General features: G+C 71.9%; 11 protein-coding genes. 6 read left to right on the forward strand and 5 right to left on the reverse strand.

Annotation, left to right across the window (positions count from 1 at the left end; translation table 11 throughout):
- Positions 1–127: 127 nt before the first annotated feature.
- Together DEJ48_RS28025 and DEJ48_RS28030 are read left to right on the forward strand one after the other, a co-directional pair.
- Positions 128–1,759, forward strand: a complete 1,632-nt coding sequence (locus tag DEJ48_RS28025) for a PP2C family protein-serine/threonine phosphatase (protein ID WP_150219001.1) — start codon at positions 128–130, stop codon at positions 1,757–1,759.
- Between the two features lie 62 nt (positions 1,760–1,821).
- The gene (locus DEJ48_RS28030) at positions 1,822–2,940 is read left to right on the forward strand and encodes a B12-binding domain-containing protein (protein WP_150219002.1); all 1,119 of its coding nucleotides are present in this window, start codon (positions 1,822–1,824) and stop codon (positions 2,938–2,940) included.
- 39 nt (positions 2,941–2,979) lie between these two features.
- Here the strand turns inward: DEJ48_RS28030 and DEJ48_RS28035 are convergent, their stop codons facing one another.
- Together DEJ48_RS28035 and DEJ48_RS28040 are read right to left on the reverse strand one after the other, a co-directional pair.
- The gene (locus DEJ48_RS28035; protein ID WP_223832231.1) at positions 2,980–3,600 is read right to left on the reverse strand and encodes a DUF305 domain-containing protein; all 621 of its coding nucleotides are present in this window, start codon (positions 3,598–3,600) and stop codon (positions 2,980–2,982) included.
- A 49-nt stretch (positions 3,601–3,649) separates the two neighbouring features.
- A complete protein-coding gene (locus DEJ48_RS28040; protein WP_150219003.1) occupies positions 3,650–4,312 on the reverse strand; it encodes a DUF3105 domain-containing protein in 663 nt (220 codons plus the stop codon).
- 161 nt (positions 4,313–4,473) lie between these two features.
- Between DEJ48_RS28040 and DEJ48_RS28045 the strand changes: the two genes are divergently transcribed.
- The gene (locus DEJ48_RS28045) at positions 4,474–4,920 is read left to right on the forward strand and encodes an RrF2 family transcriptional regulator (protein ID WP_150219004.1); all 447 of its coding nucleotides are present in this window, start codon (positions 4,474–4,476) and stop codon (positions 4,918–4,920) included.
- A 9-nt stretch (positions 4,921–4,929) separates the two neighbouring features.
- Here DEJ48_RS28045 and DEJ48_RS28050 read toward each other — a convergent pair whose 3' ends face one another.
- On the reverse strand, positions 4,930–6,147 hold the full coding sequence (locus DEJ48_RS28050; protein WP_150219005.1) for a globin domain-containing protein: 1,218 nt from the start codon (positions 6,145–6,147) through the stop codon (positions 4,930–4,932).
- A 356-nt stretch (positions 6,148–6,503) separates the two neighbouring features.
- Here DEJ48_RS28050 and DEJ48_RS28055 point away from each other — a divergent pair, with 356 nt between their 5' ends.
- The gene (locus DEJ48_RS28055) at positions 6,504–7,865 is read left to right on the forward strand and encodes a glutamine synthetase family protein (RefSeq protein WP_055564891.1); all 1,362 of its coding nucleotides are present in this window, start codon (positions 6,504–6,506) and stop codon (positions 7,863–7,865) included.
- A gap of 249 nt (positions 7,866–8,114) precedes the next feature.
- Here the strand turns inward: DEJ48_RS28055 and DEJ48_RS28065 are convergent, their stop codons facing one another.
- The gene (locus DEJ48_RS28065) at positions 8,115–8,552 is read right to left on the reverse strand and encodes a VOC family protein (RefSeq protein WP_150219007.1); all 438 of its coding nucleotides are present in this window, start codon (positions 8,550–8,552) and stop codon (positions 8,115–8,117) included.
- A gap of 128 nt (positions 8,553–8,680) precedes the next feature.
- Between DEJ48_RS28065 and DEJ48_RS28070 the strand changes: the two genes are divergently transcribed.
- Positions 8,681–11,674: a bifunctional [glutamine synthetase] adenylyltransferase/[glutamine synthetase]-adenylyl-L-tyrosine phosphorylase gene (locus tag DEJ48_RS28070; RefSeq protein ID WP_150219008.1), complete on the forward strand. Its 2,994-nt coding sequence runs from the start codon at positions 8,681–8,683 to the stop codon at positions 11,672–11,674.
- 135 nt (positions 11,675–11,809) lie between these two features.
- Positions 11,810–13,000, forward strand: a complete 1,191-nt coding sequence (locus DEJ48_RS40470; protein WP_223832232.1) for a DUF4157 domain-containing protein — start codon at positions 11,810–11,812, stop codon at positions 12,998–13,000.
- Here DEJ48_RS40470 and DEJ48_RS28080 read toward each other — a convergent pair.
- Complete coding sequence (locus DEJ48_RS28080) at positions 12,993–13,856, reverse strand: phosphatase PAP2 family protein (RefSeq protein ID WP_150219009.1); 864 nt, start codon at positions 13,854–13,856, stop codon at positions 12,993–12,995. The two genes, DEJ48_RS40470 and DEJ48_RS28080, sit on opposite strands and share 8 nt — an antisense overlap.
- Positions 13,857–14,026 lie beyond the last annotated feature (170 nt).

Here is a 14,026-nt window from a genome sequence, read left to right on the forward strand (position 1 = left end):
ACAGCCGCAAGGAGGTTGTCCGAGGTACGGAGAAGTACGGTCGGTAGTCATATGCCTTCGGTAACGTGGGAGCCATCTGCCTCCGACTGGATGGGTGGTGGGAACCCGCGTCAGCGGGCTCCAAGCGATGGCTTCTTTGCCCGAGCAGACGAGCTCTTGTGGTGCAGGACCCGCCGCGCGGCCCGGTGCCCCGTACCCGGCGCTGACCGTGGACGCGGCGGGCATCATCCTGGTCCACAACAAGCAGGCCGCCGTGCTGCTCTCGCGCATCGCTGTCGGCGTCCCGCTGAGCGATGTCGCGCCCGCCTGGCTGGTCGAGGCGCATGTGCGGCACACCGGCGACACGGCCGAGCAGGCGCCGGCCTGGGCGGGCGGCAGGATCGGCGGGCGGCGCGTGACGGCACTGGCGGGGCCGGGCGCGGGCGGCGCGACGACCTGGTGGCTGATCGCCGGTAGCGCCCGGGCCGGTGCCGCCAAGGAGTTGGCGCGCGAGCGCTCGCGTGCGGGCCTGCTCCAGGAGCTCTCCTCGGAACTGCTCGCCTCGCTCGACGTCGGGCGCTGCGCGGAGACGGCCGTGCGGCAGGCGGCCCGGCATCTGGCGGACGCGGCGGTCCTCGTCGGACCGGGCGACCGGAGCGGACACCCGGTGGCGCGCTGTGCCGCCGACGGGCCCGTGGTACGGGAGCGGATCGCCATGGACCCGGAGCAACTGCCAGGCCTGGCAGAGGCGTTGACGGGGCTCCCCGCGGTGTCCTCGCGCTGGATCGACCCTCACGACGTGCCCGCATGGGCCGTGCCCGAGGGGTTCCCGGGTGGCGCCGCCGACATCGGCTCGGTCGTCGTGGCGCCCCTGCCCGGGCACGGCGCGCCCGCCGGATGCATCGTCCTGCTCCGGCACCGGGGCGAGGCGCCGTTCACCCCCGCCGAGGAGTCCTTCGCGCAGCTCTTCGCCGCGCGGGTGGGCGCCGCCCTGTCCGTGGCCCGCAGCCACGCCCGCCAGGCGTACTGCACCGATGTGCTGACGCGCGACCTGTTGCCACCGGCACTCGGCCCGGTGCACGGCATCTGCCTCTCCGGCCGGTACCGCGCCTCGGCCCCGGACGAGCACATCGGCGGTGACTTCTACGACACGTTCCCCGCCGGCACACCCGATGCGGAGACCGTCGCGGTGCTGGGTGACGTGTGCGGCAAGGGGCTGGAGGCCGCCGTCACCGCCGGGAGGATACGCAGCGCGCTGCAGGCGCTGGTTCCGTTCGCCGACGACCACACCCGTCTGCTGGCCCTCCTCAACCGGGCGCTGCTGTCCTGGGAGCGGACCCCCTTCGTGACCCTGGTCCTGGTCTCCGCCGTGCGCGAGGGCGCGCGGGTGCGGCTGCGCGTCTCCAGCGCGGGCCATCCCGTCCCCTTCGTCGTGTGCTCCGACGGCCGGGTGGAGGAGGTCCGGACCCGCGGCACGCTCATCGGCGCCATCGCCGACCTCGAGCTCAGGACCGCCGAAGTCCGCCTGGAGCCGGGTGAGACCTGCCTGCTGTACTCCGACGGGATCACCGAGGCGCGCGGAGGACCGCTGGGTGACGTGATGTTCGGTGAGGACAGGCTGCGCTCCGAGCTGACCCGGTGCGCCGGGATGCCGGTGGAAGCGCTCACCGAACGGGTGCAGATGGTCGTCGCCCAGTGGGTGGGGCAGGGCCCGCACGACGACATGGCCGTCGTGGCGATCGGAGCGCCCAGGGACGGCCGAGCCGGCAGAAGCGACTGAGCCGACAGAGACGACGCCGGCAGAGACAACGCCGACAGAGACAACGAGGAAAGGCGATAAGGGTGAACCGTGGCACAGAACCCCTTGAACTGGCCGAGCCGCGTGAGCAGTTGTGGGAGGCACTCTGCGAGGGGGAGGAGGATCGCGCCGTCGCCCTCGTGCGCAGCGCACTCGCCGCGGCGCGATCGGCGCAGGGGACTTCGGGCACCTCCTCCGACGAACGGACGCGGGCCGCGGGCGAACACGTCCTGCTCGAACTGATCGCCCCGTCCCAGGAGCGGCTGGGCCACGCGTGGGCGGCCGACGAGATCACGGTGGCGCAGGAACACGCCGCCACGGTGATCAGCGAGCGGTGCGTGGCGGCCGTCGCCGACAGCGCCGCGCCCGTGCTCGCCGCTCCGCCCCTGGGGCGGGTCCTGGTGTCGTGCGTCGGCGGCGAGTGGCACGCCCTGCCCGCGCGGCTGGTCAGCGAAGTGCTGCGGCTGCGGGGCTGGCGGGTCGACCATCTCGGGGCGCAGGTCCCCACCGAGCACGTGGTCGCGCACGCGCGCAGCACGCGTGCCCAGGCGGTGCTGCTGTCCTCGTCGATCCCCACGCTGCTGCCCGGCGCCCACAACGCGATCAGCTCCTGCCAGGGTGCCGGTGTCCGCGTGCTCGCCGGAGGCGCCGCCTTCGGACCGCGGGGGCGCTACGCCCGGATGATGCGGGCCGAATGGGCCGAGGACGCGCGCGGTGCGGCCGCCCTCCTGGACCGGAGTCCCACACCGCCCCCGCAGACGGCCCGCCCGCCCGATCTGGACCTGCCCCACCTGGCCGACCAGGAGTACACCATGGTCTGCCGCACCAGACTGCAGCTGGTCAAGCAGGCCCTCGCCGACGTCGAGGAGGGCTTTCCCGACATGCGCGGGTACAGCGAGTACCAGCGGGAGCGGACCGTCGAGGACATCGACCACATCGTCAATCACCTCGCCACGGCCCTGTACGTGGACGACCCCGACCTGTTCACGAGGTTCATCGTGTGGACCGCGGACATTCTGGCGGCCCGTGACGTCCCGCCGTGGTGCCTGCTTCCCGCCCTCGATTCGCTGCTGAACCGGCTCAAGGACTTCCCCCGCGCGGTCGGCGTCCTCGCCGCCGCCCGCCGCCTCCTCGATCCGCCCCGGTCCGCGAGGCCCACCTGATCCCTCACCGGTCGCACGGCGCGTGCGGCGGGATGGGCCCTACGGCTTCGCGCCCCGCTCCTTCAGCATCGACGACATCAGCTCGATCTCCGACTCCTGCGACTCCACCATCCCCCGCGCCAGCCTCCGCTCCGCGGACACCTCGCAGCGGTCCACGCAGCCCTGCGCCATATGCACCCCGCCCCGGTGGTGCCGCGTCATCAGTTGCAGGTAGAGGATCTCCGCCTTCTTGCCGCTGAGTCCACCCAGCCGCTTCAGCTCCGCCCCCGTGGCCATCCCCGGCATCAGCGCGCCGTCCTCGCCCGGCGGCATGTCGCCCATGCCCATCCACTCCATCGGCGCCCCTTCCGGCACCTTCGGCAGCTCCCACAGGTCCAGCCAGCCGAGCAGCATCCCGCGCTGGTTGGCCTGGGTCTGGGCGATGTCGTACGCGAGACGCCGTACGTCCTCGTCATCGGTCCGGTCCCGCACGATGTACGACATCTCCACCGCCTGCTGGTGGTGGACCGCCATGTCGCGGGCGAACCCCGCGTCCGCCGACGAAGTCGCGGGCGAGCCGCCCGAGTCGGAGTCCGTCGCGGCCACCGCCGCCGTGATCCCGCCCCCGGCGACGACCGCGGCCACGACCGCCCCGACGATCCAGTTCGTACGCCGCCTCACGCCGACCCCCGCCTCACCGCGCCCGCTCCGCTCACCGCGTTCACCGCACTCACTGCCCGAGACCGTTCGTGCACGCCGCCCCCGGCTCCGGCGTCTGCTTGCCCTGGACGTAGGTGGAGAAGAACTCCTTGACCTTCGGGTCGTCCGCGCCCGTGACGGTCCGCTGGTGCGCCCACGCGGTCAGCATGACGGGGTCCTTCTGGTCCTTCACGGGGCTCATCAGCGAGTACGGCGTGGCCTTGACCTTCGCTTCCAGCTTCTTCAGGTCGGCCGGCTCCGCCTTGTCGTTGTAGGTGACCCATACGGCGCCGTGCTCCAGGGAGTGCACGGCGTTCATCTCCGGGATCTCCTTCTTGTAGACGTCGCCGTTGCAGTTCATCCAGACCTGATTGTGGTCCCCGCCGACGGGCGGCGTCATCGGATAGTCCACGGTCTTCGTGACGTGCGTACGGCCGAGCTTGCCCCAGCTCTTCTCGCCGTCCGCGGAGACCTTGTACTTCGGCCAGTCCTGCGCGCTCTTCGAGTCCGAGCCGGAGTCGTCGGAGGCCTTGTCGACGAGGAAGTAGCCGCCCACGCCGAGCGCCGCGACGACGACCGCGCTGACCGTGATCGTCAGGGCCCGGCCCCGGCGGTCGCGTGCGCGCTCCGCCCGGCGCATCTCCTCTATCCGGGCCTTGCGGGAAGCGTTGCTCGTGTTCTTGGCGGAACCCATGGTGTGTCCTTCTGCGGAAAGGGACGGACGGGACGACGAACGAGTCCGCTGATCGTAATCGGAGGGAGGCCCGTACTACAGAGCGTCCTCCCGACTCCGTCCGCCGACCGGCGTGACGGAGCAATTTGAGCCACCGCCGCGCATTCCCTACGCTCGACCGTATGCGGCTCATGCGCTCCACCGACCTGGCACTGCGCACCCTCATGCGCCTCGCCGTGGTGGACGGCGCGGACCCCGCCCCCACGACGCGTGAAGTGGCGGCCGACATGGCGGTGCCGTACACCCACGAGACGAAGGTCGTCGCCGAGCTCCAGAAGATGGGTCTCCTCGAGGCCCGCCGGGGCAGGGGCGGCGGCCTCGCGCTGACCGAGGCGGGGCGCGGGGCGTCGGTCGGCGCGCTGGTGCGGTCCTTCGAGGGCACGGGCGACGTCGTGGACTGCGAGAGCGGCACGCCGTGTCCGCTGAACTCGGCATGCCGCCTGCGTGACGCGCTGCGCAGGGCGCAGGAGGCCTTCTACGCGTCGCTGGACCCCCTGACGGTGGCGGACATCGTCGCGAGCCCGACGGGCCCGCTCCTCCTGGGCATCACGACCCGCCCCACCGACTGAAGGGCCGGGTCAGCTCCGGGCCAGCCACAGGTCGGGCCCGAACACCTCGTAGTGGACGTCGGCCGCGGCGACTTTGCGCTCGATCAGCTGGAAACGCACCGCCCGCATGAACGGCAGCGGACCGCACAGGTACGCGCGCGTGCCGGCCGGGATCGGCGGCAGGGCCGCGAGATCGGCGTACCCCGTGAGCTCCGCGGGGTGGCCCGCCTCCGGCCGCTCGTAGAAGAAGTACGCCGAGCCGTCCGGGAGTTTGGCGGTGTACGCCTCGTGGTCGGCCCGCAGCGCGTGCGCCGCGGGGGAGCGGTCGGCGTGGACGACGGTGACGGGCGCCCGGTGCCCCGACGCGGCCAGCTGCTCCAGCATGGCGATCATCGGAGTGACGCCGATCCCCGCGGAGGCGAGCAGCAGTGGAACGTCCGCGTCCGTCTCGCCGAGAGCGAGATCGCCGTACGGCGGAGAGACACGGAGGACGTCGCCCTCCCGCACGCGCGCGTGCAGGTGGTTCGAGACCTCGCCCTCGGGCGCCCCCGCCTCACCCCGCACCCTCTTCACACAGATCTGCCGCACCTCGGACCCGCCGCGGCCCGCCCCGGTGAGGCTGTACTGCCGTATCTGCCGGGCCCCGTCCTTGAGTTGCACCTGCACGGACACGTACTGCCCCGGCCGGAAGCCCGGTGCCGGCGCCCCGTCGACGGGCCGCAGCCGGAACGTGGCGACGTCCGCCGTCTCCTCCACGCGCCCGACGACCTCCCACGCACGCCACGTGTCCTCGCCCGCCGTGACGCCCTGCCCGGCGTAGAGGCGGGCCTCGATGGCGATGAGGGCGTTGGCCATGAGCCAGTAGACGTCGTCCCAGGCTGCGGCGGTCTCGGGCGTGAACGCGTCGCCGAGCACCTCGACGATGGCGGCGAAGAGGTGACGGTGCACCGTCTCGTACTGGTCGGGGGCCACGCCGAGCGAGGCGTGCTTGTGCGCGATGCGGTTCAGCATCACGTCGGGCCGCTCGTCGGGGTGCTCCACCAGGTGCGTCGCGAACGCGGCGATGGAGCCGGCCAGGGCCTGCCGCTGTGTCCCCGCGGCCTGGTTGCCTCGGTTGAAGAGGTCCCTGAGCAGCTCGGGACGGGCCGTGAAGAGCCGGTCGTAGAAGCGCTCGGTGATCTCGCCGATCGCCGCTCCGACGACGGGAAGCGTGGCGCGGACGGTCGCGGCCGACTGTTCTGACAGCAACGTGGGCTCCTCAGTGCCTGGTGACGAGCAGGGCGTGGGCAGGGCTCGGTAAGGGAGGGTTGCGCCCCCCTTGTCTGTTTCGATCCTCAAATTAGCATCTGATATGCAAGTTATAGCGACGGGGGTACGGATGACGGGCCGGCAAGGGGCCGGACACGGCGCCGGGACCCGCCACCGTTACGGCCGACCGGCGCAGCAGGCACTATGGGCACAGAGCGGCAAGAGAAACGGCTCGAACGCCGCGGCACGGGGCCCGCAACGCGCACGAAACCAAGGAGTGGGATGCTCGTGTGCCCGGTGTGTCCCGGGGCGCGAATGCAGGTGGCCTGACCAGCAAGGATGGGTGGAAGCGGAAGATGAACAAGCAGCAGGAATTCGTGCTCCGTACGTTGGAGGAGCGCGACATCCGGTTCGTGCGCCTGTGGTTCACGGACGTCCTCGGCTTCCTCAAGTCGGTGGCCGTGGCCCCGGCCGAACTGGAACAGGCCTTCGACGAGGGCATCGGCTTCGACGGCTCGGCCATCGAGGGCTTCGCCCGGGTGTACGAGTCGGACATGATCGCCAAGCCGGACCCCTCGACCTTCCAGGTGCTGCCCTGGCGCGCTGAGGCCCCCGGCACGGCCCGCATGTTCTGCGACATCCTGATGCCGGACGGCTCACCGTCCTTCGCGGACCCGCGCTACGTGCTGAAGCGCGCCCTCGCCAAGACCTCCGACCTGGGCTTCACCTTCTACACCCACCCCGAGATCGAGTTCTTCCTGCTGAAGGACAAGCCGCTGGACGGCTCGCGGCCCACCCCCGCCGACAACTCCGGCTACTTCGACCACACCCCGCAGAACGTGGGCATGGACTTCCGCCGCCAGGCCATCACGATGCTCGAATCCATGGGCATCTCCGTGGAGTTCAGCCACCACGAGGGCGCCCCCGGTCAGCAGGAGATCGACCTCCGCTACGCCGACGCGCTCTCCACGGCCGACAACATCATGACGTTCCGCCTGGTCATGAAGCAGGTCGCCCTGGAACAGGGGGTGCAGGCCACCTTCATGCCGAAACCGTTCTCCGAGCACCCCGGCTCCGGCATGCACACCCACCTCTCCCTCTTCGAGGGGGACCGCAACGCGTTCTACGAGTCCGGTGCCGAGTACCAACTCTCCAAGGTCGGCCGCTCCTTCATCGCGGGCCTGCTGCGGCACGCCGCGGAGATCTCCGCGGTCACCAACCAGTGGGTGAACTCGTACAAGCGCATCTGGGGCGGCTCCGAGCGCACCGCGGGCGCGGGCGGCGAGGCACCCTCGTACATCTGCTGGGGCCACAACAACCGCTCCGCGTTGATCCGCGTCCCGATGTACAAGCCCGGCAAGACGGGTTCCGCGCGCGTCGAGGTCCGCTCGATCGACTCGGGCGCCAACCCCTACCTGACGTACGCGGTGCTGCTCGCCGCCGGACTCAAGGGCATCGAGGAGGGGTACGAGCTGCCGCCGGGCGCCGACGACGACGTATGGGCGCTGCGCGACGCCGAGCGCCGCGCGCTGGGCATCGAACCGCTCCCGCAGAACCTGGGCGAGGCGATCGCGCTCATGGAGAAGTCCGAACTGGTCGCCGAGACCCTCGGCGAGCACGTCTACGACTTCTTCCTGCGCAACAAGAAGCAGGAGTGGGAGGAGTACCGCTCCGAGGTGACGGCCTTCGAGCTCCGCAAGAACCTGCCGGTTCTGTAGGGGAGCGACCCCGCCGTTGGGGGTGCGACCGCCGGCCGCGGCCGCGCTGCGCCAAGGAGCACGCGCGGAGGCCGGCGGACGCCGGGGTCGGGCCGGAACCCGCAGATGAGGACACGCCCGCCCCGGTACTCGCCCGCGACGAGGCGCTTCTCGTCCTGGCCACGGAGTGCCACCCGAGGACGCTGCGGCAGATGCGCTGGACCAACACCATGATCAAGAACATCGCGCCGCAGATCCTCGCCGTCGGCGTCAGTCCTGCGCGGTGATCGCCTCACGCAGCGGCGTAGTCGCCCGCACCCGGTACTCCTGGATGGCCCAGCCGTTGCCGTCCGGGTCGCTGAAGTACATGAACGTGCCGCCGTCCTGCGGCGCGTGCTGCACCGGCTCGGAGACGTCGAGGCCGCGAGCGACCAGCTCGGCGTGCGCGGCCTTGGCGTCGGCGACGCACAGCTGCAGGCCCTGGTAGGAGCCGACGGGCGGTCTCGGGCCCGCCATCGACTCCCAGAGCGCGTCGCCCGCAAGCGCGATCGAACAGCCCGACCCCGGCGGGGTCAGCTGGACGATGCGCATGCCCGGCATCACCTCCGTGTCGATGTCGACGTGGAAGCCCAGCTTGTCGCTGTAGAACTCCTTCGCCCGGTCGATGTCACTGACGGGCAGCGGGATCACTTCGAGTGTGTATTCCATGGCCCGCAGTACACCAGTGAGTTGAGCCCCTGTCAGCCGTCGCGTGCAGGGTGTCGCGGGGCGGCCGGGCGCCGGTTCGCCGGGGAGGCCTTAGGCTCGGGCCGAGGAGTGATCGAACGGAGGCTCGCATGACGGTGCCGCAAGGGCGACGAAGCAGTACGTTCACGCGGCTGCTGCGGCACGGCTTCACCGACCCGTCCGCCGCGGAGCGGCTCCTCGACGACCCGGCGCTGAGCGCCCTGCGCGACGATCCGCTGCTCCTGGACGCGCTCGGCGCCACCGCCGACCCCGACCTGGCCCTCCTCGGCCTGGTCCGGCTCGTGGAGGCGCAGGACGACGACCTCGGACGGCGCGAGCTGCTCGACACCCTCGTCACCGCCAAACCCCTGCGCGACCGCCTCCTCGGCGTGCTCGGCGCTTCGGAGGCCCTCGCCGACCACCTGGCCAGGCACCCCCTGGACTGGCGTGCCCTCGTCACCTACGAATCGGCCGACCTGCACCCCGGCGTGGAGGAGTTCGAGCGGGGTCTCGCCGACGCCGCCGACCCCGAGTCGCTGCGCGTCGCCTACCGCCGCTGCCTGCTCTCCATCGCGGCCCGCGACGTGTGCGGCACCACCGATGTCGCCGAGGCGGCGGCCGAGCTCGCGGACCTCGCGACGGCGACGCTGCGGGCGGCGCTCGCCCAGGCCCGCGCGGCCGCGCCCGAGGACGCCGCGCAGTGCAGGCTCGCGGTGATCGCCATGGGCAAGTGCGGCGGCCACGAGCTGAACTACGTGTCCGACGTCGACGTCATCTTCGTCGGCGAGGCCACCGAGGGCACCGACGAGGACAAGGCGATGCGGGCCGCGACCCGCATCGCCTCGCACATGATGCGGATCTGCTCGGAGACGAACGCCGAGGGCACCATCTGGCCCGTCGACGCGAACCTCCGCCCCGAGGGCAGGAACGGCCCCCTGGTGCGCACGCTCTCCAGCCACCTCGCGTACTACCAGCGCTGGGCGAAGACCTGGGAGTTCCAGGCTCTGCTGAAGGCCCGTCCGGTCGCGGGCGACCTCGCGCTCGGCGAGGAGTACGTCGAGGCGCTCGCGCCGCTCGTCTGGCAGGCCGCCGAACGCGAGAACTTCGTGCCCGACGTGCAGAAGATGCGGCGCAGGGTCGTCGAGAACATTCCGGTGGGCGAGGTGGACCGGGAGCTGAAGCTCGGCCCCGGCGGACTGCGCGACGTCGAGTTCGCCGTGCAGATGCTCCAGCTGGTGCACGGCCGCAGCGACCGGTCGATCCGCAGCGGCTCGACGCTCGTCGCCCTGCAGGCGCTCGGCGCCGGCGGATACGTGGGGCGCGTGGACGCCGCCCAGCTCGACGACGCGTACCGCTTCCTGCGCTCCCTCGAACACCGCATCCAGCTGTACAAGCTGCGCCGCACCCATCTCGTGCCGGAGGACGACGCGGACCTGCGGCGCATCGGCCGCTCGCTGGGCATGCGCACCGAGCCGATCACCGAGCTCGGCCGTGCCTGGAAGCGGCACACCTCCGTGGTCCGCCGACTGCACGAGAAGCTCTTCTACCGCCCGCTGCTCGACGCCGTCGCCCAGCTCGCCCCCGGCGAGGCACGGCTGAGCACGGAGGCGGCCCGCGAACGCCTCGTCGCACTCGGCTACGCGGACCCCAGCGCGGCGCTCAGGCACCTGGAGGCACTGGCGTCCGGTGTGACCCGCAAGGCCGCCATCCAGCGCACCCTGCTGCCGGTCCTCCTCGGCTGGTTCGCGGACTCCGCCGACCCCGACGCGGGCCTCCTCGGCTTCCGCAAGGTGTCCGACGCGCTCGGCAAGACCCCCTGGTACCTGCGGCTCCTTCGGGACGAGGGCGCCGCCGCGGAGAACCTCGCCCGCGTCCTCTCCGCCGGACGCCTCGCCCCCGACCTGCTGCTTCGCGCCCCCGAGGCCGTCGCCCTCCTCGGCGACCAGGGCGGCCTCGAACCGCGCGGCCGCGCCCACCTGGAGCAGGAGATACTGGCCGCGGTGCGCCGCGCGGACGGCGCCGAGCAGGCCGTGACGGTGGCGCGCGGGGTGCGGCGCCGCGAGATGTTCCGTACCGCCGCGGGTGACCTCATCGGCTCGTACGGCACGGAGGACAACCCCGCCGAGGCCGACCCCGGCACGCTCGTGGACCGGGTGGGCGACGCCGTGTCGGACCTGACGGCCGCCACCCTCGCGGGCACGCTGCGCGCCGTCGTCCGCGAGGGCTGGGGCGACACGCTCCCCACCCGCTTCGCCGTCATCGGCATGGGCCGCTTCGGCGGCCACGAGCTGAGCTACGGCTCGGACGCGGACGTCCTCTTCGTGCACGAGCCGCGCGAGGGCGCCGACGAACAGGAGGCGGCCAAGGCCGCGGCGAAGGTCGTCGCCGAGATGCGCAGACTCCTGCAGCTCCCCTCCGCCGACCCGCCGCTGCTCATCGACGCCGACCTGCGCCCGGAGGGCCGCAGCGGCCCGCTGGTGCGCACCCTGCGCTCGTACGAGGCGTACTACCGCCGCTGGTCCCTCGTCTGGGAGTCCCAGGCGCTGCTGCGGGCCGAACCGGTCGCGGGCGACGAGGAGCTCGGGCGCGCCTTCATCGGCCTCGTCGACCCGCTGCGCTACCCGGCGGAGGGCCTCGGCGAGGACGCGGTCCGCGAGATCCGCCGCCTCAAGGCCCGGATGGAGGCGGAGCGCATGCCGCGCGGCGCCGACCCGACCCTCAACGCGAAGCTGGGCCGCGGCGGTCTCTCCGACGTCGAGTGGACCGTGCAGCTCCTGCAGCTGGAGCACGGCTGGGCCGAACCGGGCCTGCGCACGACCAGGACCCGCGAGGCCCTGGCCGCGGCCTGCGCGGCGGAGCTGATCCCGACGCAGGACGCGGCGACCCTCGACGAGGCGTGGGTCCTGGCGGCGCGCGTGCGCAACGCGGTCATGCTGGTGCGCGGCCGGGCGGGCGACACGTTCCCCTCCGACGGCCGTGAACTGGCGGCGGTCGCCCGGTACCTGGGCTACGACCCGGGCCACGTCGGCGAGATGCTGGACGACTACCGGCGCATCACGCGCAGGGCGCGGGCCGTGGTGGAGGAGCGGTTCTACGGGGCGTGACCGTACGGCCCCGAGGTCCGCGGGAGCCGTCCGCGCTGCCTCAACAGACCCGCAACGCTGCCCTTGCGCCCCTGGTCCGGCGGCCGCTCCATGGCGTATTCAGGAAGAGTTCGAGTCAGTCTGCCTGGAGGCCCCATGCGCGCCAGTGAATCCGCCCGACCCGCCGACGGGGAGCGCGCCGGTCGCGTACCGGCCCGCAGCGCCGAGTCGCCGTCGAGCGCGGAGGGCGGCATGACCGCGCGGGAGATCCGCGCCCTGCAGCGCAGCGCGGGCAACGCCGCCGTCGTGCGTGCGGTGCAGCGGTCCTCCGTGCACGACGTGCTGAGCGGCGGCGGGCGCCCGCTCGACACCGGGACCCGTACGGACATGGAGGCGCGCCTCGGCGCGGACTTCTCCGACGTACGCGTCCACGACGACAGTGCCGCGAAGGCCTCGGCGGCCGAGGTGGGCGCCCGCGCCTACACCTCCGGCAACCACGTCGTCATCGGCGACGGCGGCGCGGACCGGCACACGCTCGCGCACGAGCTGACGCACGTCATCCAGCAGCGGCAGGGCCCGGTCGCGGGCACCGACAACGGCTCGGGCCTCAAGGTCTCCGACCCGTCCGACCGGTTCGAGCGCGAGGCCGAGGCGAACGCCCACCGGGTCCTCTCCGGTCCTGCGCCCGAGGCCCACACGGAGGCGGCCCCGCACGCACACACGGCCGCGGAGGAGCACGCCGTGCAGCGCGCCCCCGGCACCCAGACGGCCCCCCGCGTCGACTGGAACCAGCTCCTGGACACCATCGTCGGCCAGGACCGTACGCTCGCCGGGTTCCAGTTCGGGTCCGAGTGCCGGAACAACGGCGGCAACAACCTCATCTCCCGCCCCGTGGAGGTGACCGTCGCCGCGGGCGGCACCACCGCCCGCCTCGCCGTCCACCTCAACGTGATGCTCACCAGCGGCGGCGAGGTCCGGGACCGCAAGACCGGTGACTCCTCGGCGTCGATCAGGGGCTCCCTCTTCCACCTGACGGCACGCCCGCTGGCCGGCCAGAACCTGATCCACGAGGCGGGCGCGTCCAGCCTCACGGCACAGGAGTCGATCCACGTGGGACGCAACAACGCCGACGGCTGGAACAACCGCCCCGGCAACACCCAGGCGCTCGCCCACGCCGTCGACGTACCGCACGACAAGCTCCTGGAGGCGCTGAACTCCCGGTACCCGCACAGCGGCATCGAGGACCTGATCGAGCGCTTCAAGCGGGACGTCGGCCGCGCCGTCATCCACGGCCTCGCCCCGGACGTCGTCCACGTCAACTGGGACGGGGACGAGTCGTTCAAGTAGGGAGGCGGTCCGGCGCGGCCACGTCGCGCGGCAGGGCGTACGGCATCGTGCCGTACCAGAGCCGCGCGACCGCGAAGCCGAAGGCCAGGCAGATCATGCCGCCGACCGCGTCGAGCCAGAAGTGGTTGGCGGTGGCCACGATGACGACGAGCGTCGCGACGGGGTAGAGCAGGCCGAGCACCTTGGCCCACGGCACCGACGCCAGGGCGAAGATCGTCAGCCCGCACCACAGCGACCAGCCGATGTGCATCGACGGCATCGCCGCGTACTGGTTCGACATGTTCTTGAGGTCGCCGGAGGCCATCGAGCCCCACGTGTGGTGGACGACCACCGTGTCGATGAAGTGGGTGCCGTTCATCAGGCGCGGCGGGGCCAGTGGGTAGAAGTAGTAGCCGACCAGGGCGACCGCCGTCGTCGCGAAGAGGACGAGGCGCGTGGCCGCGTACCTCCCCGGGTGCTTGCGGAAGAGCCAGACGAGAACACCGAGCGTGACGATGAAATGCAGGGTCGCGTAGTAGTAGTTCATGCCGACGATGAGCCATGTCACGGAGTCGACGGTGTGGTTGACGCTCTGCTCGACCGCTATCCCCAGATCGTGCTCGACGCGCCAGATCCAGTCGGCGTTGCGCAGCGCCTGCGACTTCTGCTCCGGCACCGCGTTGCGGATCAGTGAATACGTCCAGTAACTGACGCCGATGAGGAGGATCTCGAACCAGAGACGGGGGCGGCGGGGTGTTCGGAGGCGACGGAAACGACGCAGCGCGTTGCGCCCATTGCGGCCGTTCTGCTCGTCCGCGATGGGTGATGAAACGGGCCTTTCCCGGCCTTCAAGTGTCGTCACGGTCGTCTCACCCATAGGGACAGAGTCTGCCAGATCCCCACCCTTCGACCGATCATCCCTTGGTCGGGTTCGGACCGCATTCTCTACGCCGCAGGAAGGAGGGCGCGCCCCTGGAGGGACCCCGGGGGCGCATGGGGCAGGGCCGGGCGGCGAGCCTTATGCGTGTATAACCCAAGGAGATCGGG

Origin of the sequence: Streptomyces venezuelae, from assembly GCF_008642315.1 — a bacterium.
GTDB lineage: Bacteria > Actinomycetota > Actinomycetes > Streptomycetales > Streptomycetaceae > Streptomyces > Streptomyces venezuelae_D.

Coding starts and splice junctions, on each gene's coding strand:
- DEJ48_RS28045 (WP_150219004.1), top strand. CDS start 4,474: ATGCGGCTCATGCGCTCCACCGACCTGGCACTGCGCACCCTCATGCGC.
- DEJ48_RS28055 (WP_055564891.1), top strand. CDS start 6,504: ATGAACAAGCAGCAGGAATTCGTGCTCCGTACGTTGGAGGAGCGCGAC.
- DEJ48_RS40470 (WP_223832232.1), top strand. CDS start 11,810: ATGCGCGCCAGTGAATCCGCCCGACCCGCCGACGGGGAGCGCGCCGGT.
- DEJ48_RS28065 (WP_150219007.1), bottom strand. CDS start 8,552: ATGGAATACACACTCGAAGTGATCCCGCTGCCCGTCAGTGACATCGAC.
- DEJ48_RS28040 (WP_150219003.1), bottom strand. CDS start 4,312: ATGGGTTCCGCCAAGAACACGAGCAACGCTTCCCGCAAGGCCCGGATA.
- DEJ48_RS28080 (WP_150219009.1), bottom strand. CDS start 13,856: ATGGGTGAGACGACCGTGACGACACTTGAAGGCCGGGAAAGGCCCGTT.
- DEJ48_RS28070 (WP_150219008.1), top strand. CDS start 8,681: ATGACGGTGCCGCAAGGGCGACGAAGCAGTACGTTCACGCGGCTGCTG.
- DEJ48_RS28025 (WP_150219001.1), top strand. CDS start 128: ATGGCTTCTTTGCCCGAGCAGACGAGCTCTTGTGGTGCAGGACCCGCC.